The organism is Streptomyces sp. NPDC091272 (assembly GCF_044757485.1).
Lineage (GTDB): Bacteria > Actinomycetota > Actinomycetes > Streptomycetales > Streptomycetaceae > Streptomyces.
In genome coordinates, this window is record NZ_JBIVVC010000003.1 from 552,889 (window position 1) to 572,483 (window position 19,595).

Sequence of the window (19,595 nt, forward strand, 5' to 3'; positions counted from 1 at the left end):
ACGTGAAACATGGCGTCCGGTGGTGCGGCTCAGCGCTCCACCAGCCGGTCGAACTGCGTCGTCGTGTGCCGCAGATGTGCCACCAGCTCCTCGCCCACCTTCGGCTCGGCCGCGTCGGACGGTACGAACAGGATGGACACCTGCATGTGCGGCGGCTCGGCGAACCACCGCTGCTTGCCGGCCCATACGAACGGGGCCAGGTTCCGGTTCACCGTCGCCAGACCGGCCCGCGCCACACCCTTGGCCCGCGGCATCATCCCGTGCAGCGCCTTCGGCGCCTCCAGGCCCACCCCGTGCGACGTGCCGCCCGCCACGACCACCAGCCAGCCGTCGGAAGCCGCCTTCTGCTGCCGGTAGCCGAACCGGTCGCCCTTGGACACCTGTGTCACGTCCAGCACGGCGCCCCGGTACTCGGTCGCCTCGTGGTCACCCAGCCACAGTCGCGTGCCGATCCGGGCACGGAATCGGGTCTGGGGGAACTGCTGTTGCAGCCGCGCCAGTTCCTCCGCCTTCAGGTGGCTGACGAACATGGTGTGCAGCGGGAGGCGTGCCGCGCGCAGTCGGTCCATCCACGTGATGACCTCCTCGACCGCGTCCGAACCGTCCGTGCGGTCCAGCGGCAGGTGCAGTGCAAACCCTTCCAGGCGTACGTCCTCGATCGCCGCGTGCAGCTGGGCGAGTTCGGACTCCTTCACCCCGTGCCGCTTCATGGAGCTCATGCACTCGATGACGACCCGGGCACCTACCAGGGCGTGCACCCCGTCCACGGAGGAGACCGAACGGATCACCCGGTCCGGCAGCGGCACCGGCTCCTCGCCCCGCCGGAACGGGGTGAGTACCAGCAGGTCGCCGCTGAACCAGTCCTTGATCCGGGCCGCCTCGTAGGTCGTTCCCACAGCGAGGATGTCCGAGCCGAAGCGCGTCACCTCGTCCGCGAGACGCTCGTGGCCGAAGCCGTAGCCATTGCCCTTGCAGACCGGCACCAGGCCGGGGAACTGCTCGATCACGGACTTCTGGTGCGCCCGCCAGCGCGCGGTGTCGACGTAAAGAGTGAGCGCCATGAGCCGGTCCGGAACCTTTCCCGTTGCTGCGGTGAGTCAGAGACATGAAACGTGCGAGGGCCGCTCGGGCCCGGACATCAGCGGCGCGACATGTAGACGTCGAGCGCCTTGTGGAGCAGCTTGTTGAGCGGGAAGTCCCACTCACCGAGGTACTGGGCCGCCTCGCCGCCCGTGCCCACCTTGAACTGGATCAGCCCGAAGAGGTGGTCCGTCTCGTCCAGCGAGTCGGAGATGCCGCGCAGGTCGTAGACCGAGGCGCCCATCGCGTACGCGTCACGCAGCATCCGCCACTGCATCGCGTTCGAGGGCCGGACCTCGCGGCCGATGTTGTCGGAGGCACCGTAGGAGTACCAGACGTGTCCGCCGACCACCAGCATGGTCGCCGCCGAGAGGTTGACGCCGTTGTGGCGGGCGAAGTACAGCCGCATCCGGTTGGGGTCCTCGGTGTTGAGTGCCGACCACATGCGCTGGAAGTACTCCAGCGGGCGCGGCCTGAAGTGGTCGCGGACCGCCGTGATCTCGTACAGGCGCTGCCACTCCGCCAGGTCCTGGTAGCCGCCCTGGACGACCTCGACACCGGCCTTCTCGGCCTTCTTGATGTTGCGGCGCCACAGCTGGTTGAAGCCCTTGTGGACCTCCTCCAGCGACCGGTTCGCCAGCGGGACCTGGAAGACGTAGCGGGGCTGCGCGTCACCGAAACCGGCGCCGTCGTCCTCACCCTGCTGCCAGCCCATCTTGCGCAGCCGGTCCTGGACCTCGAAGGCGCGCGGTTCGATGTGGGTGGCCTCCACGTCCCGCAGACGCTTCACGTCCGGGTCCTGGATGCCGGCCTTGATGGCCGCCGCGTTCCAGCGGCGGATCACCACGGGCGGGCCCATCTTCACGGAGAACGCGCCCTGCTGCTTCAGGTGCGTCAGCATCGGCTGCAGCCACTCGTCGAGGTTGGGCGCGTACCAGTTGATCACCGGGCCCTCGGGCAGGTACGCCAAGTAGCGCTTGATCTTGGGAAGTTGCCGGTACAGGACGAGCCCGGTGCCGACGAGTTCACCGGACCTGTCGAACCAGCCCAGGCTCTCCGAGCGCCACTCCGCCTTCACGTCGGCCCATGCCGGCACCTGCATGTGGCTCGCCGCGGGCAGACTCTGGATGTACGCCAGATGCTGCTCTCGGCTGATGGTCCGAAGGGTCAGGCTCGTCATGCGGGGCGCTCCTCGGCAGGTGTGTCCCCATGGGATCAGGGGCTCCGGCTCTCGCGCCGAAGCCTACTGGGCAAAGGGAGCACCCCGCCCGGCCTGTCCTGCCGGAACCGGAGGCAGAACGGAGACGGCACCGGTGCGGAACACCGGTGCCGTCTCGGACGTCAGCCCAGGAGCCCGCCGAACAGCCCGCCGTGCGCCATGCCGAGGAAGAAGCCGATGGCAGAGGCGCCCAGCCCGAGGATCGTCACGAACCTCTCCCGGGTGGTCGCCGAGACGAACATCCCGTACCCGCCGACCAGGATGCCGACCAGGCCCGCCCAGGAGCTCAGCAGGTGGAGGTGGTGGAACATCGCCGTCACCAGCGCCAGCACACCCAGTACCACCGTCACCGCCATCAGGGTGTCCTGGAGCGGATGGGACTTCCCGTCGGTCGCGAAGAGGGAGATGGACGAGTCGCGTCGTATTGCCTGTGCCATGGGGCACCTCCTGGCAGAAGGCGACGCCCTGTGGCGCCGCTCACACCCGATGAGTACAGATTGCGTCCCCTCTGGGCCCGATTTCAACCGGAAGCCTCTCTACGGGTACTCTGGACGGTCTGCACCGGTGTCACCGCTGCCCTAAACGTTTCCGCGGGTTCTTTCCCACGGGAGTGTCAGTGGCAGCCGATACCGTTGCGTACGCATCACGACCCTCCTGCCACGGAACGACCGTGGCCGCTGAGTCCAAAGGAGGTGGGTTCCACATGCGTCACTACGAAGTGATGGTCATCCTCGACCCCGATCTCGAGGAGCGCGCTGTCTCCCCGCTGATCGAGAACTTCCTCTCCGTCGTCCGTGAGGGCAACGGAAAGGTCGAGAAGGTCGACACCTGGGGCCGTCGTCGTCTGTCCTACGAGATCAAGAAGAAGCCTGAGGGCATCTACTCGGTCATCGACCTGCAGGCCGAGCCTGCGGTCGTCAAGGAGCTCGACCGACAGATGAACCTGAACGAGTCGGTCCTCCGGACCAAGGTCCTCCGCCCCGAGACCCACTGAACCTCGGTTCAGCGGTAATCGGGTCCGAGTAGCACCCACCAGCAGCACCACAGCAGCCAGCAGCAATCCCCGCCGAGAGGTTCACCCATGGCAGGCGAGACCGTCATCACGGTCGTCGGCAATCTCGTCGACGACCCCGAGCTGCGCTTCACCCCGTCCGGTGCGGCGGTCGCGAAGTTCCGTGTCGCGTCCACCCCCCGCATCTTCGACAAGCAGACCAACGAGTGGAAGGACGGCGATGGCCTGTTCCTCACCTGCTCGGTCTGGCGTCAGGCGGCGGAGAACGTCGCGGAGTCGCTTCAGCGAGGCATGCGCGTCGTCGTGCAGGGCCGGTTGAAGCAGCGGTCCTACGAAGACCGTGAGGGCATCAAGCGCACGGTCTACGAACTGGACGTCGAGGAAGTCGGCCCCAGCCTCAAGACCGCCACGGCCAAGGTCACCAAGACCACCGGTCGCGGCGGCCAGGGTGGCGGGTACGGCGGTGGCGGCGGCCAGCAGGGTGGCGGCGGCGGCAACTGGGGCGGCGGCTCCGGTGGCGGCCAGCAGGGCGGCGGAGCTCCCTCCGACGACCCCTGGGCCTCCAGCGCGCCGGCCGGTGGACAGCCGCAGCAGGGCGGGGGTGGCTGGGGTGGAAACTCCGGCAACTCCGGCTCCGGCGGTGGCGGTGGCTACTCGGACGAGCCGCCCTTCTAGGGCAGCTCGAACCCCCACTTCTTGATCACACAGGAGAAACACCATGGCGAAGCCGCCTGTGCGCAAGCCTAAGAAGAAGGTCTGCGCGTTCTGCAAGGACAAGACCCAGTACGTGGACTACAAGGACACGAACATGCTGCGGAAGTTCATTTCCGACCGCGGCAAGATCCGTGCCCGCCGCGTCACCGGCAACTGCACGCAGCACCAGCGTGACGTCGCCACGGCTGTCAAGAACAGCCGTGAGATGGCGCTGCTGCCCTACACGTCCACCGCGCGATAAGGGAAGGGTGACCGACAGATGAAGATCATCCTGACCCACGAGGTCTCCGGCCTCGGCACCGCAGGCGACGTCGTCGACGTCAAGGACGGTTACGCTCGCAACTACCTGGTTCCCCGTGGCTTCGCGCTGCGCTGGACCAAGGGTGGCGAGAAGGACGTGGCGCAGATCCGCCGCGCCCGCAAGATCCACGAGATCGCGACCATCGAGCAGGCCAACGAGATCAAGGCCAAGCTCGAGGGCACGAAGGTCAGCCTGGCCGTCCGCTCCGGCGACGCCGGCCGTCTCTTCGGCTCCGTGACCCCCGCCGACGTCGCTGCCGCGATCGTCTCCGCCGGTGGTCCGAAGGTCGACAAGCGTCGCGTTGAGCTCGGCGCCCCGATCAAGACCCTCGGTACGCACCAGGTCTCCGTGCGTCTGCACGACGACGTGGCCGCGAAGCTCGGCGTCGAGGTCGTCGCTGCCTGAGTGCAGCACGCCCCGGCCTGAGAAGGTCTGAGCACGAGGAAGGGCCGCACCCCTTGGGGTGCGGCCCTTCTCTCTTTACGGACCCGGAGCTCTACGGCCCGCCGGACCGCTGTTTCACGTGAAACAGTGCCCTGCGCGGTGGATCGGCGAGTGGCACCGTTCTCACGTGAGAAGCGCCCGGGCGTGGATCAGCGGGTGGCGCCCGTGACGATCCAGCGGCCGGAGCGGGTGCGCCACCACAGCGTGGCCATCCGGACCGCCATCATCAGAACCATGGCCCACCACAGGGCTGTCAGGCCGCCGCCCAGCTTCGGGACGAGCAGTGCAACCGGGGCGAACACCGCCAGGGTGGCGAGCATCGCCCAAGCCAGGTAGGGGCCGTCGCCCGCGCCCATCAGGACACCGTCGAGGATGAAGACCACCCCTGAGACGGGCTGGCTGACGGCCACCACCAGGAGCGCCGGCAGCAGGGTGTCCCGTACCACCGGGTCGCTGGTGAAGAGGGGTACGAAGAGCGGACGGGCGAGCACGACGAGAACGCCCAGCACCACGCCGGCGGCGATGCCCCACTCGACCATGCGACGGCAGGCCGCCCGAGCGCCCTGCTCGTCCCCTGCGCCCAGGTAGCGTCCGATGATGGACTGCCCGGCGATCGCGATCGCGTCCAGGGCGAAGGCCAGCAGGGTCCACAGGGTCAGGATGATCTGGTGTGCGGCGATGTCGGCGTCCCCCAGTCGCGCCGCCACCGCGGTCGCGATCATCAGTACCGCGCGCAGCGACAGCGTGCGGACCAGGAGCGGCACCCCGGCCTGTGCCGAGGCGCGTATCCCCGCGGCGTCCGGACGCAGCGAGGCACCGTGCCGGCGGGCGCCACGGACGACGACCACGAGGTAGACGGCGGCCATCGCCCACTGGGCGGCCACGGTGCCCCATGCGGAGCCGGCGATGCCGAGCCCGAAGCCGTACACGAGGAGCACGTTGAGCACGCCGTTCGCGACGAAGCCGCCGATGGCGACGTACAGCGGGGTCCTGGTGTCCTGGAGGCCGCGCAGGACGCCGGTGGCCGCCAGCACCACGAGCATGGCGGGGATGCCGAGACTGGAGATCCGTAGGTAGGTGATGGCGTGCGGGGCGGCCGTGTCGGAGGCGCCGAAGAGATCCACCAGACCGGGCGAACCGGGCAGGACGACGGCGATGACGACCGCACCGAGGAGTAGGGCCAGCCAGATGCCGTCCATGCCTTGTCGGATGGCGGCGGCGAGGTCCCCGGCGCCCACGCGGCGGGAGACGGCGGCCGTGGTGGCGTACGCGAGGAAGACGAAGATGCTCACCGCGGTGGTGAGGAGCCCGGAGGCGATGCCGAGGCCGGCCAGCTGGGGCGTGCCCAGGTGGCCGACGATCGCGCTGTCGGCCATCAGGAACAGCGGCTCGGCCACCAGGGCGCCGAACGCCGGGAGGGCGAGGGCGACGATCTCGCGGTCGTGTTGGCGGCGGCCTGGTTTCGATGCCGCGGGAGCCTGTGTCATGAGCTCAATCTAATCTTCCACAGGTAAGAGATGCAATTGCCTTGGGACCCTTACTCAATGTGGTGTGGAGGGTCCGGTCGTGCGCCGTTTGAAGTGATCTTGGACCGACTTGAAAAGTTTTTCTCCCCCACAGTCAGTGGACGGCGTTTGTGCAGGTCAGACGGGTGACGTGAGGTCCGTCCCGGACTTGTCCACAGCACTGTCCCCCGGTCCATGCACAGGTTCTGGCAAGTTCTCCACAGCAAGACGGCGGTTTCTCACAGGCCCTGTGGATAACCAGATTGGCTGACGGTGCCCGCGGGCCTACCGTGGACCGGCGCCCGACGTGTCTTCCGGCGTCGCAGGGCACCGGGAAACCACCTGACTTGATGTGCCGGAAGCGGAAGTCGGGCATCTCATTTGTCAGAGCCGTGCCGTAAGAAGAGTGGCACAGCGAGGTCCGCGGAGCGGACGGGAGGAGGTGGGCCCGGTGACGATTTCCGAGCCCTTGGACGACCCCTGGGCCGACAGCGGTCCGGGTGACCGTCTGCCCGCCCGTAACCGCGAAGGGGGACGCGGCCGCGACGAGAGGCATGACCGGGGCTCCGACGGCGGGGGCTGGGACGGGGGCGGGAGCAGCGGCTTCGAGCGCGTACCGCCGCAGGACCTGGACGCGGAGCAGTCCGTGCTCGGCGGCATGCTGCTCTCCAAGGACGCCATCGCGGACGTCGTGGAGGTCCTCAAGGGCCACGACTTCTACAAGCCGGCGCACGAGACGGTCTTCCAGGCGATCCTCGACCTGTACGCGAAGGGCGAGCCCGCCGACCCGATCACGGTCAGCGCCGAACTCACCAAACGCGGCGAGATCACCAAAGTAGGCGGCGCCCCCTACCTGCACACGCTGGTGCAGTCGGTGCCGACGGCGGCCAACGCCGAGTACTACGCGGAGATCGTCCACGAGCGAGCGGTGCTACGCCGCCTGGTCGAGGCCGGTACGAAGATCACGCAGATGGGGTACGCGGGCGACGGCGACGTCGACGAGATCGTCAACTCCGCCCAGGCGGAGATCTACGCCGTCACCGAACAGCGCACGTCAGAGGATTACGCACCGCTCGGCGACATCATGGAGGGCGCGCTCGACGAGATCGAGGCGATCGGTTCGCGCAGCGGGCAGATGTCCGGTGTGCCGACCGGTTTCACCGACCTCGACTCGCTGACCAACGGCCTGCACCCGGGCCAGATGATCGTCATCGCGGCCCGCCCCGCGATGGGCAAGTCGACGCTCGCGCTGGACTTCGCGCGAGCCTGTTCGATCCAGAACAACATGGCAAGCGTGATCTTCTCGCTCGAAATGGGCCGCAACGAGATCGCGATGCGCCTGCTGTCCGCGGAGGCGCGGGTTGCCTTGCACCACATGCGCTCGGGCTCGATGACGGACGACGACTGGACCCGGCTGGCCCGGCGGATGCCGGACGTCTCGGCAGCCCCGCTGTTCATCGACGACTCGCCGAACCTGTCGATGATGGAGATCCGGGCGAAGTGCCGGCGGCTGAAGCAGCGCCAGGACATCAAGCTGGTCATCATCGACTACCTGCAGCTGATGCAGGCCGGCGGATCCAAGCGGAGTGAGAGCCGTCAGCAGGAGGTCTCGGACATGTCGCGAAACCTGAAGCTGCTGGCGAAGGAACTGGAGGTACCGGTGATCGCGCTGTCCCAGCTGAACCGAGGCCCCGAGCAGCGCACGGACAAGAAGCCGATGGTCTCCGACCTGCGTGAATCCGGTTCGATCGAGCAGGACGCGGACATGGTGATCCTGCTGCACCGCGAGGACGCTTACGAGAAGGAGTCGCCTCGCGCGGGCGAGGCGGACATCATCGTCGGCAAGCACCGAAACGGCCCGACGGCGACGATCACGGTGGCGTTCCAGGGCCACTACTCGCGCTTCGTGGACATGGCGCAGACCTGATCCGGGGCGCCGCGGGGTCTTGACCGATCCGAAGGGACGCGTCGCAGAGGCGTGCCCGCGCGTCCGTCGCCGGGAACAGCCGTCCACGCGGCAGCGAACAGTCGGCCCGCCCGGGAGGGAACAGCCGGTCCGCGCGGCAGGGAACAGCCGGCCCGCCCGGGAGGGAACAGCCGGCCCACCCGGCAGGTTTGCACGGACGGAGGGGCAGGGCCGCACGGGCCGGAGCGGCCCGCAGGCCGCAGGGTCTTCGGCCACCGGGCCGGGGCCCGGTGCCCCGGGGTCGCGGTGCTCCCGCCGCTCCCTCGCACGACGTCGTACGCATTTGGGACCCAGACATATTTTCCGCAGGAGGACTCTTCATGACTGACCGGCCTTTGACGCTCATGGCAGTGCACGCCCACCCCGACGACGAGGCCACCAGCACCGGAGGGGTCCTGGCGCGCTATGCGGCGGAAGGAATCCGTACGGTTCTCGTGACATGTACCGACGGCGGTTGCGGCGACGGACCGGGTGGGATCAAGCCGGGCGACCCCGGCCACGACCCCGCGGCCGTCGCCTCGATGCGTCGTCAGGAACTCAAGGAGAGCTGTGACGTCCTGAAGATCAGCGATCTGGAGATGTTGGACTACGCCGACTCCGGAATGATGGGCTGGCCCAGCAACGACGCGCCCGGCTCCTTCTGGCGGACCCCCGTCGAGGAGGGTGCCGCCCGGCTCGCCGAGCTGATGCGGCACTACCGGCCCGATGTGGTTGTCACGTACGACGAGAACGGCTTCTACGGTCACCCCGACCACATCCAGGCCAACCGCATCACGATGGCGGCGCTGGAGCTGACCGATCTGACCCCGAAGGTGTACTGGACGACGATGCCGCGCTCGTCGATGCAGCGGTTCGGGGAGACGATGCGCGAGTTCCACGAGGACATGCCGGAGCAGGACCCCGCCGAGGCTGCCGCGCTGGCCGAGATCGGCCTGCCCGACGACGAGATCACCACCTGGGTGGACACCACGCCGTTCAGCGGGCAGAAGTTCGATTCGCTGGCCGCGCACGCCAGCCAGGGCGAGAACATCTTCTTTCTCAAGATGGGCAAGGAGAGGTTCGCCGATTTCATGGGCATGGAGACCTTCATACGGGTCAAGGACGCCACCGGGGCGGCGGTGCCGGAGAACGATCTCTTCGCCGGGCTGCGCTGACCACTGGCGCGGCGGCGCCTGACGCCCCGGGGGCAACTGACGCCCCGGGGGCACCTGGCGCCCCGCGGGGCGCACCGCGCGCCGCGCGTGGCGCACGGGCCGAGCAGTCTGCGCCTGCCGGCGCGCCAGTTCCGCGGGCCGAGCAGTCTGCGCCTGCCGGCGCGCCAGTTCCGCGGGCCGAGCAGTCTGCGCCTGCCGGCGCGCCAGTTCCGCGGGGGGAGCAGTCCGCGCCTACCTGCGCGGCACCTGCCTCACCCGTGCGGCCTCGCGGGTGAGGTGATCGCGCTCCGGCACGCTGGTCGCGGTGCGGGAGGCCTCCGCGTACAGCTCGGCGGCGAGTGTCAGGTCACCGGCCCGCTCGTGCAGGTACGCCCGTACCGCGGTGTGCCGGGGCAGGTCGGGCGGCACGTCGCAGAGCGCCGCCAGTCCGGCCTGCGGTCCGTCCGCCTCACCGACCGCGACCGCGCGATTGAGCCGTACCACCGCGCTGTCGGTGAGCCGCAGCAGCTCGTCGTACCACTCGACGATCTGTGTCCAGTCCGTCTCCGACGTGCTGGGGGCGTCCGCGTGCAGAGCGGCGATCGCCGCCTGTGCCTGGTACTCGCCCAACCGGTCGCGGGCGAGCGCGGTCTGCAGGATCGTCACGCCCTCGCTGATCAAACCGGTGTCCCAGCGCGTCCGGTCCTGCTCGGCCAGCGGCACCAGCCGGCCTCCCGCGCCGGTGCGGGAGGCGCGGCGCGCATGGTGGAGCAGCATGAGCGCGAGGAGCCCCGCGACCTCGGGTTCACCGGTGAGCGTGACGAGCTGGCGGGCCAGCCGGATCGCCTCGGCCGCCAGGTCGACGTCCCCGCCGTACCCCTCGTTGAACACCAGGTAGAGCACGCGCAACACCGTGGGCAGGTCGCCGGGCCGGTCGAGCCGCTGCTCCGCGATCCGTCGCTTGGCCCGGCTGATCCGCTGCGCCATGGTGGCCTCGGGGACGAGGTGTGCTGCCGCGATCTGCCGCGTGGTCAGGCCACCGACCGCCCGCAGCGTCAGGGCGACGGCCGAGGCAGGGGGCAGAGCCGGGTGCGCGCACAGGAAGTAGAGCCGCAGCGTGTCGTCCGTGGCGGGCGCGGGACCGGCCGGCGGTTCGACCTCCACCGCGAGTTCGCGGTTCCGTCGCGACGATTCGGCGCGGGAGGCGTCGATGAACTTGCGCCAGGCGACCGTGACCAGCCACGCCTTGGGGTCGCGCGGGGGGTCGTCCGGCCAGGTTTCCAGGGCCCGGACCAGGGCCTCCTGCACGGCGTCCTCGGCCGACGCGAAGGAGGCTCCGCGCCGGACGAGGACACCGATCACCGAGGGCACCAGGGCGCGCAGCAGCGACTCGTTCACTCGGTGACCGTGGGGGTCTCGCCGTAGAACGGCCGTACCTCCAGCCACTCGTGGATCGGCTTGCCGCCCGCGCCCGGGGCGGCCGACAGCTCACCGGCGAGCTCGACCGCGCGGTCCCAGTTCTCCACGTCGATGATCATCCAGCCGGCGATGAGGTCCTTGGTCTCGGCGAACGGGCCGTCGGTGACCGGCGGGCGTCCCTCGCCGTCGTACCGTACGAACGCGCCCTCGGGCGACAACGCCTGGCCGTCGACGTACTCACCGGTCTCCTCCAAGCGGGCCGCGAAGTCCCGCATGTACTGCATGTGCGCGTCGACCTCCTCCGGCTTCCAGCGGTCCATCGGTACGTCGTTGACCGGCGCAGGGGCACCGCGGTAGTGCTTCAGCAGCAGGTACTTCATGGTGGTTCTCCTTCTGTGCCGGCACGGGCCGGGGTGGCCCTTGCTGTCCCTGGGACGGAGCCGGTGTCACGTTCTCGACACCGCGCGCCCGCCGACTTCCAGAATTCTGAACCTGCGGGCGGCTTCCTTCGCGGAATTGACCTTCAGGTGACTTGAACGTCGACAATCGCGCTCATGAACGAGGACGGCGAGGATTCTGCGGACGGCGGCGGCTTCGAGGAACTGCTGAGCATCGGCGCGTTCGCCCGGCGGGTGGGCCTGGCGCCGAGTGCGCTGCGGTTCTACGACGACTGCGGGGTGCTGCGCCCCGCGCGGGTGGACGGCAGTACGGGGTACCGCTTCTACGGGCCGGGACAGGCGGCGCGTGCCGTGCTGGTACGGCGCCTGCGCGAGGCCGGGGTGCCTCTGGTGGACGCGTCGGTGGTGCTGGACGGTGCGCCGGACGACGCGCGGGAGGTGCTGCGGGGCCATGCCCGGCGCACCCGGGCCACGGCGCGGGCGGCGGGGGCGCTGATCGAGGAGATCCTGCGAGGGCTGCCTGGGGCGGAGGCGGGGGACCGGGATGAGGCGAGTACTCCGGTTGCTGTGCCCGCCGTGGGCACGGGGCCGGCTTCCGCCCGGGTGGGCGGGCCCGAACTGGCCGCTGCTGTAAGGCAGGTGGAGTCGGCGGTCGCCGGCGGGGCGTTGCGGGAGGAGTTCCCGGTGCTCGGATGCGTACTGGTCGAGTGGGACGGCGAAGCCGACGAGGTGCGCCTGGTCGCCACGGACCGCTACTGCCTGGTCGTACGGGTACTGAGGGCCGCGTCGGCGGGCGGGGGCGCTGCCCGGGTGCTGGTGGAGGCGGAGGAACTGCGCGCGGTCGGGGCGTGGGCGCTGCGGCGGCGGAGGTCGAGTGGGAAGCCGGCGGTGGTGGGCGGACCGCGCGGGTCCGGATGGCCGGTGCGGGGATCGCCGGTACGCCCGGGACGGACGGTGACTGGTGGGAGCTGTCGCCTCGTACGGGAGAGGAGTTTCCGCAGTACCGGACGGTGCTGGAGGGACTTCCCGAGGTACGTCACCGGGTGATCACCGAGCGGGCAGCGCTGCGCGACCTCCTCGCGGGCGGGGGTGGCGCCGTGGTGCTGAGGTCCGGCGCCGCGGGAGAACTCGTGGCCGAGGTACGGGAGACGGGCCGCCGGGAGGTGCTGCGCGCGGTGGTGGTTCGAGCGGGCGGGCAGGGGCCGACGGCGGTGCGGGTGGCGTTCGACCCGGAAGTGCTGTTGCAAGCGATCGATGCCGGGGTCGGGCCGGACGTACTGCTGGAGATCGGGTCGGCGGTGGAGCCGGTGGTGGTCCGCTCGGCGGACCAGGGCAGCTTCACGACGCTGGTGATGCCGGTGAGGGACGAGCGCGACGCTCATGGGGACGGTGGCGAGCGGGACGCGTACGCGGACGGTGGCGGGCGTAGCCACCGAAGGAGTGCCGAGGGGACGGGTGAGGGTTGTGGACGCTGAGAATCCGGTGGTGTTGCTGTGCGTGCGGGGGATGCGGGCGGAAGCGGCCGGCCGGGCCGACGAGGCACACCGGCTGTTCACAGAGGCGTGGGAGAGCGCGGTCGACGACTACGACGCCTGTGTGGCCGCGCACTATCTCGCCCGCCGGCAGTCCTCTGCGGAGGAGACGCTGCGATGGAACCGGGAGTGCCTGGAGCGGGCGGACCGGGTGGGCGACGAACGGGTGGCCGGGTTCTACCCGTCGCTGCATCTCAACATCGCGAAGTCGCTCGCGGAGTTGGGCTCCGTAGGCCCGGCGCGTGAGCACTACGAGCGGGCGGCTGCCCACATCGACGCGGTGCCCGAGGGGCCGTACGGGGACTGGATCCGGTTCGCGGTCGCGGAAGGGCTGAGGACGGGGAGCGCCGCAGCGGCGGGTGCTCCCGGGCAGGCGGATGCTCCCCGACCGGCCGGTGCTGCCGGACCGGCGGGCGCAGCCGGCGCGGTGGACGAACTGGTGACCCTGTGGTGCGCGCGGCAGGAGCTCAAGGCGCTGGGGCTCGTGCTTCCCGTCCTCCTGGGGAACCTGGGCACGGTCGCCGACCAGGAGCGGACGGTGCTGGTGCTGCGGATGGTTCATGCGGGGCGATGGCTTCCCGAACGGGAGCAGGCGCTGCTGGAGCGGGGCATCTCTGAGCTGACAGAGATCGGGGCAGCAGCGGGGCCGTGAAATGAGCTCGACGCGAGGGGAGGGGAGAGGTAGGTGTGGCACATGACTACTCCCGCGGACAAAACTCCTGGCACTGCTGGCACTGCTGGCACAGCTGGCGCCCCTGGCACTGCTGGCACTGCTGGTGCTCCGGGCGCCCCTGGCGCCCCTGGCACTGCTGGCGCTCCGGGCGCCCCCGCCGCTCCCGGCACCAGTGACGCCCCCCACGTGGACGACCTCCTGCCGGCCACCCGTCGCTCCCTGCTGCACCGCGTCGCCGCCGCGCAGGCGAACGGCCGCGCGCCGTCCCTGGTGGCCGCCGTGCAGCGGGAGGGCCGGGTGGTGTGGGCGGGTGCGCGGGGAGCCTCGGCTGACGGGCGGACGGCGAGCGAGGAAACGCAGTACCGGATCGGGTCCATCACCAAACCGTTCACCGCCGTGCTGGTGATGCGCCTGCGCGACGAGGGGCTGCTGGACCTCGCGGACCCGCTGGAGAAGTACGTGCCGGGCACCGGCGTGGGAGACGTCACCCTCCACCAGCTCCTGGGCCACACCGGAGGTCTGGCCGCCGAGACCCCCGGCCCCTGGTGGGAGCGGACCCCCGGTGACCTGCGTCCCGAGCTGGCGGACGTACTGGGTGACGTACGCACGCGAGAGGCCCGACCGCACCCCGCCGGGCGGGTGCACCACTACTCCAACCCCGGGTACACGCTGCTCGGTTCCGTGGTCGAGGCGGTGCGCGGAGTGCCCTGGGCGGAAGCGGTGCGGCGGGAGATCACGGAACCGCTCGGCATGACGCGGACGAGCGCACAGCCGCAGGCGCCGTTCGCGCAGGGGTGGGCGGTGCACCCCTGGGCGGACGTGCTGCTCCCGGAGCCCGCGGTGGATCTGGGACTGATGGCGTCGGCGGGGCAGTTGTGGTCGACAGCCGGTGACCTCTCCCGGTTCGGCGCCTTCCTGGCGTCGGGCGACGAGCGGGTGCTCGGCGCGGCTTCGGTACGGGAGATGCGGACGCCGGCCGCGCCGCTGGAGGCCGGGGGCTGGGGCGGCACGTACGGACTCGGGCTGCAGGTGATCAATGTCGACGGGCGGGTGCTGGTGGGACACGGCGGTTCGTTGCCCGGGTTCGTGGCCGGGCTGTGGGTGAGCGTGGAGGACTCGGTGGCGGCCGCCGTGCTGGCGAACGCGACGTCAGGGCCGCAGGTGGGATCGGTGGCCGCGGAGCTCGTACGCGTGGTGGCCGAGGCGGAGCCGCGCATCGCGCAGGAGTGGCGCCCGCTGCCGGACGCAGGGCTGGACCGGGAACTGCTGGAGCTGACCGGGGACTGGTACTGGGGCACGTACTCCTACGGGCTGCGGCTGCTGCCCGACCGGGGGCTTTCGCTCGCGCGGCTGGACGGCGGCGCGGGACGCGGCTCCCACTTCCGGGCGAGGCCGGACGGGACGTGGGTGGGGCTCGACGGTTACTACGCGGGGGAGACGCTGCGGGTGGTGCGGCGGCCGGACGACGGGTCGGTGAGCCATCTGGACCTCGGCTCGTTCGTCTTCACGCGGGAGGCGTACGAGTCCCGGGCGCCGGTCCCCGGCGGTGTGGACGCGCGCGGGTGGCGGGGCGTCGGGTAGCCCGCGCGCCTTGCCCGTCGCCGCCCACAGCTGTCCGCGGCGACGGGGCGAGCCGCACGCGGCCTGCTCGGCGACGCCTCAGAGCTGGAGCTTGAACCCGACGTGGGATGCGGTGAAGCCGAGCCGCTCGTAGAAACGGTGGGCGTCTGTACGACTGGCGTCGGAGGTGAGCTGTACGAGCTGGCAGCCGCGAGTGCGCGATTCCTCGACCGCCCACTCGATGAACCGGGTGCCGAGGCCGCTGCCCCGCTCGTCCGCCTGCACCCGTACGGCCTCGATGACGGAGCGGGTGGCGCCCTTGCGGGACAGACCTGGGATCAGGGTGAGCTGGAGCGTGCCGATGACGCGCCCGGCGCGCTCGGCGACGACGAGGAGCTGGTTCGGGTCTGCGTCGAGACGCTTGAGGGCTTCGAGGTACGGGGTGAGGTCGTCGGGGGACTCGCGCTGTGCGCCGAGCGGGTCGTCGGCGAGCATCGCGACGACGGCGGGCAGGTCCGCCTCGGTGACGGGGCGTATCACCAGGCCGTCCGGCAACTGGTGCGCGAGGTTGGACGCCGGGTCGGTCACAAGGTCGTTCCGAGTAGTCATGGGCGCAGGTTACGCAGGTCGGGTGGCCGGGGAGCGAAGCTCCTCGACGGTGCGCACCAGGGGGGCGAGTTCGGGGTTCTCGGCGGCCGCGTCGAGGGCTTCGCGCAGGGCGCTGTCGTTGCTGGGGCGGGCCTGGGCGAGGAGGGCCTGTCCGGTGGCGGTGACGTCGGTGTAGATGCCGCGGCGGTCGGTGTCGCAGAGGTACCGGGTCAGCAGGCCGCGGTCTTCGAGCCGGGTGACCAGGCGGGTGGTGGCGCTCTGGCTGAGCAGGACGGCCTCGGCGACCTGCCGCATCTGGAGGTGGCCGCCGGGTCCGCTGTGCTGGCGGCTGAGGACGTCGAGAAGCGAGTACTCACGGACGCTGAGGTCGTGGTGGGCCTGGAGAGCCTTCTCGATGTGCGCCTCGATGCGGCTGTGCAACAGGGAAAGGGCGCACCAGCCCTGGGCGAGGGCGGTGAGTGCGGGGTCGGTCGCGGTCATCTGGTCTCTCCTCGTCCCCTTGGCGCGGTGGGCGGTGTGCGCGGCTCCGGCGGGCGGAGCGGGCGGCCGGGGGTGCGGCTCAGCAACCAGGATAGGCGACAACCGCAATATCCCGCGCGTGCAATTAGTCTGCGGCCGGTGATGTGTTCGTTTTCCGGAAGTCTGCGGCCGGTGACGCGTTCGTTTTCCGGCCCATGCGGTGCGTCGCCCCGGCGCCGGGGATGAGATCTTCTCTTCAGGCTCCCTCGGGCTTCCTCAGGCACGGGGCAGATGGCGGGCGACCCGGAACGGCGTGACACAGGTCATGCGGATTGGGCGCCGGAGCGGCCATAACCGGGTTATGCGGATCATGAGGTGTGTTTCACGTGAAACATCGCGTCCTGGCTCGTGCCGGGGCCCGGCAGGAATGGTGCCTGGGTTCCTGGGAATGCGCTGCCTCGGGCCGAGGGGCCATGGGCATGGGGCGAAAGCAGCCTAGAGGTAAGGAGAGATCGGAAACCAGGACTTCCCGGTCTTCGCCCGTTCCGAGGTGCGGGCTGACACGCTGCGACGACGGGAACTGCGGCCAAGGCGCAGCGTTTCCGCCTTGCTCTCAATGAGGGAGAAGCGCGACCACATGACGTTCGAGGCGAGGCACAGAATGGATGCACCGACCACCACAACGGCCGGGAACAAGGACGCCGACAGCGAAGGCGTCGCCGATGTGAGCAGCGGCTGGTTCACCCCCATGTCCCCGGCGGAGACCGAGGTGACGCAACCCTCGCCGCCCACTGCCCGACCCTCGTCGGCCGCCGAGGGTTCTTCGACCGCCCCGCCGGCACCTGCCCGGCCGACCACGCCGGAGCCCGTCCGGGCCTCCACGCCGCCGACGCCCGCCGAGTCCGCCCCCTCGGCCCGCCCGGCTGCGGCCCAGCCCTCTCCCGACGCGCTTCGGGTGCGCCGCACGCTTGCCGAGATCGGGCCCGCCGCCGACCGGGCGACCTCGTACTTCTACGCGCTGCTCTTCGTCCGCCACCCCGACCTACGGGCGCTTTTCCCACCGTCGATGGACACCCAGCGCGACCGGCTCTTCAAGGCGCTGCTCACGGCCGCCGAGCACATGGACACGCCGGACGTGCTGCGGGAGTACCTGCGCCACCTCGGCTCCGGGCATCGCAAGTACGGGACGCAATCCGCGCACTACCCGGCGGTCGGGGAGGCCCTGATCGGTGCGCTGGCGCGGTACGCGGAGGCGGTCTGGGACCAGGAGACCGAGGCGGCCTGGGTGCGTACCTACACGGCGATCTCGCAGATCATGATCGACGCGGCGGCGGAGAGCGAGCTGCACTCCCCGGCGTGGTGGCACGCCGAAGTCGTCGCGCACGACCTGCGCACCCCCGACATAGCCGTGGTGACGCTGCGCCCGGACCAGCCGTACCCCTTCCTGGCCGGGCAGTACACCAGCCTGGAGACGCCGTGGTGGCCGCGGATCTGGCGGCACTACTCGTTCGCGGCGGCGCCGCGCGCGGACGGTCTGCTGACCCTGCACGTCAAGGCGGTGCCGGCGGGCTGGGTGTCGAACGCGCTGGTGCACAGGGCCCGTCCCGGGGACGTACTGCGGCTGGGGCCGCCGTCCGGGTCGATGACCGTCGACCACACCACGGACAGCGGCCTGCTGTGCATCGGCGGCGGCACCGGTATCGCGCCCATCAAGGCGCTGGTCGAGGACGTGGCCGAGCACGGGAACCGGCGACCGGTCGAGGTCTTCTACGGGGCACGCTCGGACCACGACCTGTACGACATCGACACGATGCTGCGCCTGCAGAAGTCCCACTCGTGGCTGTCGGTGCGCCCGGTGGTCGACGACCGGGCCCAGTTCCCGGACGCGGTACGGCAGTTCGGGCCCTGGAACGCGTACGACGCCTATCTGTCGGGTCCGCCCGGCATGATCCGCAGCGGACTCGACGCGTTGCGGACGATCGGGATACCGGGCAGCCGGATACGCCACGACTCCCTGGAGGAGCTCGTCGCGGCAGGCAACTGAGACCGCTGCCCGCCGCGGGCCGGTCCAGGACCCCTGGCCCGCAGCTCAGCCCAGGTCCTGGGCGAGCAGGGCCCGCACCCCCTCGATGTTGCCGTCCAGGTAGTGCCGCAGCGACAGCGGTACGAGATGGACGGCCGCGATGCCGACCCGGCTGAAGGGGACGCGGACGATCTCGTACTCGCCGAGGGGGTCGTCCACCTCCGGGCCGTGCCGCAGCGAGGTGTCCATGGAAGCGAGCCGGCAGACGAAGAAGTGCTGGACCTTGACGCCAGCTCCCGCATTGCCCGCGATGTGCTCGACGGTGTCGACGAAGCAGGGAACCACGTCGGTGATCTTCGCGCCGAGTTCTTCGTCCACCTCCCGGTGCAGGGCGTCGACGACACTGCCGTCGTCGGGTTCGACTCCCCCGCCGGGGGTCACCCAGTACGGGTCGACGCCTGGCTTGGTGCGTTTGATGAGGACGAGGTGGTCGCCGTCGAGGAGGACGGCGCGTGCGGTGCGCTTGACCACGGGACGTTCGGTCATGGCAATAACGTGGCCCGCCGGAGCCGTGCCGAAACTCCCGTGCCCCGGTCGGCTCCCGTTCAGCACCAGTCACCGGCAGCGCGCAGCAGCCATTCGTGCGCCCGCGCGAGACGCGGCTGGGCGAGTGTGCCGGACCGTACGGCCAGGAAGTAGGTGCGCAGCGGGGGCACCGCCGGCTCGTGCAGCGCCACCACGCCGCCCCGGGCGAGATCGTCCTCGCACAGGTAGCGCGGCAGGACGGCGAGGCCCGCGCCCGCCACGGTGGCCTGCAGGACGGCACGCAGGTCGGGAGCGATGACGGTGCCGGCGGCGGCGGGCGGGGTGTCGAAGACGGCGGCCCAGTACCGGGCGACGAGCGGCAGGCTCTCGTGCACCTCGACGACGGGCAGGTGCTCCAGGACGACGGCCCCCTTGGCGGCCAGGAGCTCCGGGGTGAGGTGCTTGGCCCAGCGGGGAGCGGCGACCAGGACGTGTTCCTCGTCGCAGAGGGCGGTGGCGCTGAGGAGCCCGCCGCGCGGCCGGTCGGTGGTGATGGCCAGGTCGTGGTGGCCGTCGGCGAGGCCCTCCAGCGTCTCCTCGGCACTGCCGAAGGTGACCCGCAACGCCAGGCCCTGGGCGGTGAGCGGGGAGAGTGCGGGCAGGGCGCGCAACGAGGTGAACTCGGGCGGCCCTGCCAGATGGAGGGTGCGCACCCCGGACCGGTCGTCGAGACCGGTCTCGACGATCTCCATCAGGGCGTCGAGATGCGGGGCGGCGCGATGGGCGAGTTCGTCACCGATGGCGGTGGGGGTCACGCCGCGGGCCCGGCGCAGGAACAGCGGGCGGCCCAACTGCCGCTCCAGTGTGCGTATCTGGCCGGTGACGGCGGGCTGGGACAGCCCGAGGAGCGCGGCGGCCCGGGTGAACGAGCCGGCCCGGTGAACGGTCACGAAGGTGCGCAGCAGGGCCAGATCCATGTCATGCCTTCCGCGTTGCGCGGTGTTCTGTCCACGACGGCCCGCG

21 protein-coding genes are annotated in these 19,595 nt (G+C 70.6%); 11 read left to right on the plus strand and 10 right to left on the minus strand.

What is annotated here, in order from left to right; translation table 11 throughout:
• Nucleotides 1-29 precede the first annotated feature (29 nt).
• From ACIQM4_RS11780 to ACIQM4_RS11790, 3 genes are all read right to left on the minus strand, one after another.
• Nucleotides 30-1,061, minus strand: a complete 1,032-nt coding sequence (locus ACIQM4_RS11780) for an alanine racemase (RefSeq protein WP_401589476.1) — start codon at nt 1,059-1,061, stop codon at nt 30-32.
• Between the two features lie 77 nt (nt 1,062-1,138).
• The gene (locus ACIQM4_RS11785) at nt 1,139-2,260 is read right to left on the minus strand and encodes a lipid II:glycine glycyltransferase FemX (protein WP_401589481.1); all 1,122 of its coding nucleotides are present in this window, start codon (nt 2,258-2,260) and stop codon (nt 1,139-1,141) included.
• Nucleotides 2,261-2,421: 161 nt separating this feature from the next.
• Nucleotides 2,422-2,736, minus strand: a complete 315-nt coding sequence (locus ACIQM4_RS11790; protein WP_401589483.1) for a hypothetical protein — start codon at nt 2,734-2,736, stop codon at nt 2,422-2,424.
• A gap of 266 nt (nt 2,737-3,002) precedes the next feature.
• Here ACIQM4_RS11790 and rpsF point away from each other — a divergent pair, with 266 nt between their 5' ends.
• The 4 genes from rpsF (at nt 3,003) to rplI (ending at nt 4,731) form a co-directional block, all read left to right on the plus strand.
• Nucleotides 3,003-3,293, plus strand: a complete 291-nt coding sequence (rpsF, locus tag ACIQM4_RS11795; RefSeq protein WP_006604399.1) for a 30S ribosomal protein S6 — start codon at nt 3,003-3,005, stop codon at nt 3,291-3,293.
• A gap of 87 nt (nt 3,294-3,380) precedes the next feature.
• Entirely contained in the window at nt 3,381-3,986 is a 606-nt protein-coding gene (locus tag ACIQM4_RS11800; protein WP_401589485.1) for a single-stranded DNA-binding protein, read from the plus strand.
• 43 nt (nt 3,987-4,029) lie between these two features.
• Entirely contained in the window at nt 4,030-4,266 is a 237-nt protein-coding gene (gene rpsR, locus ACIQM4_RS11805) for a 30S ribosomal protein S18 (protein ID WP_003967857.1), read from the plus strand.
• Between the two features lie 18 nt (nt 4,267-4,284).
• Nucleotides 4,285-4,731, plus strand: coding sequence for a 50S ribosomal protein L9 (gene rplI, locus ACIQM4_RS11810; RefSeq protein WP_401589487.1), 447 nt, complete (start codon nt 4,285-4,287; stop codon nt 4,729-4,731).
• 188 nt (nt 4,732-4,919) lie between these two features.
• Here the strand turns inward: rplI and ACIQM4_RS11815 are convergent, their stop codons facing one another.
• Nucleotides 4,920-6,257 carry an MATE family efflux transporter gene (locus ACIQM4_RS11815; protein ID WP_401589490.1) on the minus strand — a complete coding sequence of 446 codons (1,338 nt, stop codon included), beginning with the start codon at nt 6,255-6,257 and terminating at the stop codon, nt 4,920-4,922.
• A gap of 487 nt (nt 6,258-6,744) precedes the next feature.
• Here ACIQM4_RS11815 and dnaB point away from each other — a divergent pair, with 487 nt between their 5' ends.
• The gene (gene dnaB, locus ACIQM4_RS11820) at nt 6,745-8,202 is read left to right on the plus strand and encodes a replicative DNA helicase (RefSeq protein WP_401590139.1); all 1,458 of its coding nucleotides are present in this window, start codon (nt 6,745-6,747) and stop codon (nt 8,200-8,202) included.
• A gap of 359 nt (nt 8,203-8,561) precedes the next feature.
• Complete coding sequence (locus ACIQM4_RS11825) at nt 8,562-9,395, plus strand: PIG-L family deacetylase (RefSeq protein WP_401589492.1); 834 nt, start codon at nt 8,562-8,564, stop codon at nt 9,393-9,395.
• 231 nt (nt 9,396-9,626) lie between these two features.
• Here the strand turns inward: ACIQM4_RS11825 and ACIQM4_RS11830 are convergent, their stop codons facing one another.
• Both ACIQM4_RS11830 and ACIQM4_RS11835 read right to left on the minus strand, forming a co-directional pair.
• On the minus strand, nt 9,627-10,772 hold the full coding sequence (locus ACIQM4_RS11830; RefSeq protein WP_401589495.1) for an RNA polymerase sigma factor: 1,146 nt from the start codon (nt 10,770-10,772) through the stop codon (nt 9,627-9,629).
• Nucleotides 10,769-11,173 (minus strand): YciI family protein, encoded by a 405-nt coding sequence (locus ACIQM4_RS11835; protein ID WP_401589498.1) that lies wholly within the window; start codon nt 11,171-11,173, stop codon nt 10,769-10,771. The genes ACIQM4_RS11830 and ACIQM4_RS11835 overlap by 4 nt, the downstream gene beginning before the upstream one ends.
• A 174-nt stretch (nt 11,174-11,347) precedes the next feature.
• Between ACIQM4_RS11835 and ACIQM4_RS11840 the strand changes: the two genes are divergently transcribed.
• The 4 genes from ACIQM4_RS11840 (at nt 11,348) to ACIQM4_RS11855 (ending at nt 14,977) form a co-directional block, all read left to right on the plus strand.
• Nucleotides 11,348-12,238 (plus strand): MerR family transcriptional regulator, encoded by an 891-nt coding sequence (locus ACIQM4_RS11840; protein ID WP_401589500.1) that lies wholly within the window; start codon nt 11,348-11,350, stop codon nt 12,236-12,238.
• Nucleotides 12,235-12,666 (plus strand): hypothetical protein, encoded by a 432-nt coding sequence (locus ACIQM4_RS11845; protein WP_401589503.1) that lies wholly within the window; start codon nt 12,235-12,237, stop codon nt 12,664-12,666. The genes ACIQM4_RS11840 and ACIQM4_RS11845 overlap by 4 nt, the downstream gene beginning before the upstream one ends.
• Nucleotides 12,656-13,375, plus strand: coding sequence for a hypothetical protein (locus ACIQM4_RS11850; protein WP_401589506.1), 720 nt, complete (start codon nt 12,656-12,658; stop codon nt 13,373-13,375). The genes ACIQM4_RS11845 and ACIQM4_RS11850 overlap by 11 nt, the downstream gene beginning before the upstream one ends.
• A gap of 207 nt (nt 13,376-13,582) precedes the next feature.
• Entirely contained in the window at nt 13,583-14,977 is a 1,395-nt protein-coding gene (locus ACIQM4_RS11855) for a serine hydrolase domain-containing protein (RefSeq protein ID WP_401589508.1), read from the plus strand.
• A 78-nt stretch (nt 14,978-15,055) separates the two neighbouring features.
• On the opposite strand, the gene ACIQM4_RS11860 is transcribed toward ACIQM4_RS11855, so the two are convergent.
• Together ACIQM4_RS11860 and ACIQM4_RS11865 are read right to left on the minus strand one after the other, a co-directional pair.
• A complete protein-coding gene (locus ACIQM4_RS11860) occupies nt 15,056-15,451 on the minus strand; it encodes a GNAT family N-acetyltransferase (protein ID WP_401590142.1) in 396 nt (131 codons plus the stop codon).
• A 123-nt stretch (nt 15,452-15,574) separates the two neighbouring features.
• Nucleotides 15,575-16,045: a MarR family winged helix-turn-helix transcriptional regulator gene (locus tag ACIQM4_RS11865; protein ID WP_401589510.1), complete on the minus strand. Its 471-nt coding sequence runs from the start codon at nt 16,043-16,045 to the stop codon at nt 15,575-15,577.
• Between the two features lie 640 nt (nt 16,046-16,685).
• Here ACIQM4_RS11865 and ACIQM4_RS11870 point away from each other — a divergent pair.
• Nucleotides 16,686-18,068, plus strand: coding sequence for a globin domain-containing protein (locus ACIQM4_RS11870; protein ID WP_401589513.1), 1,383 nt, complete (start codon nt 16,686-16,688; stop codon nt 18,066-18,068).
• 45 nt (nt 18,069-18,113) lie between these two features.
• Here the strand turns inward: ACIQM4_RS11870 and ACIQM4_RS11875 are convergent, their stop codons facing one another.
• Nucleotides 18,114-18,593 carry an NUDIX domain-containing protein gene (locus ACIQM4_RS11875; RefSeq protein WP_401589515.1) on the minus strand — a complete coding sequence of 160 codons (480 nt, stop codon included), beginning with the start codon at nt 18,591-18,593 and terminating at the stop codon, nt 18,114-18,116.
• Between the two features lie 59 nt (nt 18,594-18,652).
• Complete coding sequence (locus ACIQM4_RS11880; protein WP_401589517.1) at nt 18,653-19,549, minus strand: LysR family transcriptional regulator; 897 nt, start codon at nt 19,547-19,549, stop codon at nt 18,653-18,655.
• Nucleotides 19,550-19,595: the final 46 nt, after the last annotated feature.

Bases quoted from the DNA above. Each gene is read 5' to 3' on its own strand.
- ACIQM4_RS11780 (WP_401589476.1), bottom strand. From the start codon at position 1,061: ATGGCGCTCACTCTTTACGTCGACACCGCGCGCTGGCGGGCGCACCAG.
- ACIQM4_RS11785 (WP_401589481.1), bottom strand. From the start codon at position 2,260: ATGACGAGCCTGACCCTTCGGACCATCAGCCGAGAGCAGCATCTGGCG.
- ACIQM4_RS11790 (WP_401589483.1), bottom strand. From the start codon at position 2,736: ATGGCACAGGCAATACGACGCGACTCGTCCATCTCCCTCTTCGCGACC.
- rpsF (WP_006604399.1), top strand. From the start codon at position 3,003: ATGCGTCACTACGAAGTGATGGTCATCCTCGACCCCGATCTCGAGGAG.
- ACIQM4_RS11800 (WP_401589485.1), top strand. From the start codon at position 3,381: ATGGCAGGCGAGACCGTCATCACGGTCGTCGGCAATCTCGTCGACGAC.
- rpsR (WP_003967857.1), top strand. From the start codon at position 4,030: ATGGCGAAGCCGCCTGTGCGCAAGCCTAAGAAGAAGGTCTGCGCGTTC.
- rplI (WP_401589487.1), top strand. From the start codon at position 4,285: ATGAAGATCATCCTGACCCACGAGGTCTCCGGCCTCGGCACCGCAGGC.
- ACIQM4_RS11815 (WP_401589490.1), bottom strand. From the start codon at position 6,257: ATGACACAGGCTCCCGCGGCATCGAAACCAGGCCGCCGCCAACACGAC.
- ACIQM4_RS11825 (WP_401589492.1), top strand. From the start codon at position 8,562: ATGACTGACCGGCCTTTGACGCTCATGGCAGTGCACGCCCACCCCGAC.
- ACIQM4_RS11835 (WP_401589498.1), bottom strand. From the start codon at position 11,173: ATGAAGTACCTGCTGCTGAAGCACTACCGCGGTGCCCCTGCGCCGGTC.
- ACIQM4_RS11840 (WP_401589500.1), top strand. From the start codon at position 11,348: ATGAACGAGGACGGCGAGGATTCTGCGGACGGCGGCGGCTTCGAGGAA.
- ACIQM4_RS11860 (WP_401590142.1), bottom strand. From the start codon at position 15,451: ATGCTCGCCGACGACCCGCTCGGCGCACAGCGCGAGTCCCCCGACGAC.
- ACIQM4_RS11865 (WP_401589510.1), bottom strand. From the start codon at position 16,045: ATGACCGCGACCGACCCCGCACTCACCGCCCTCGCCCAGGGCTGGTGC.
- ACIQM4_RS11870 (WP_401589513.1), top strand. From the start codon at position 16,686: ATGGATGCACCGACCACCACAACGGCCGGGAACAAGGACGCCGACAGC.
- ACIQM4_RS11875 (WP_401589515.1), bottom strand. From the start codon at position 18,593: ATGACCGAACGTCCCGTGGTCAAGCGCACCGCACGCGCCGTCCTCCTC.
- ACIQM4_RS11880 (WP_401589517.1), bottom strand. From the start codon at position 19,549: ATGGATCTGGCCCTGCTGCGCACCTTCGTGACCGTTCACCGGGCCGGC.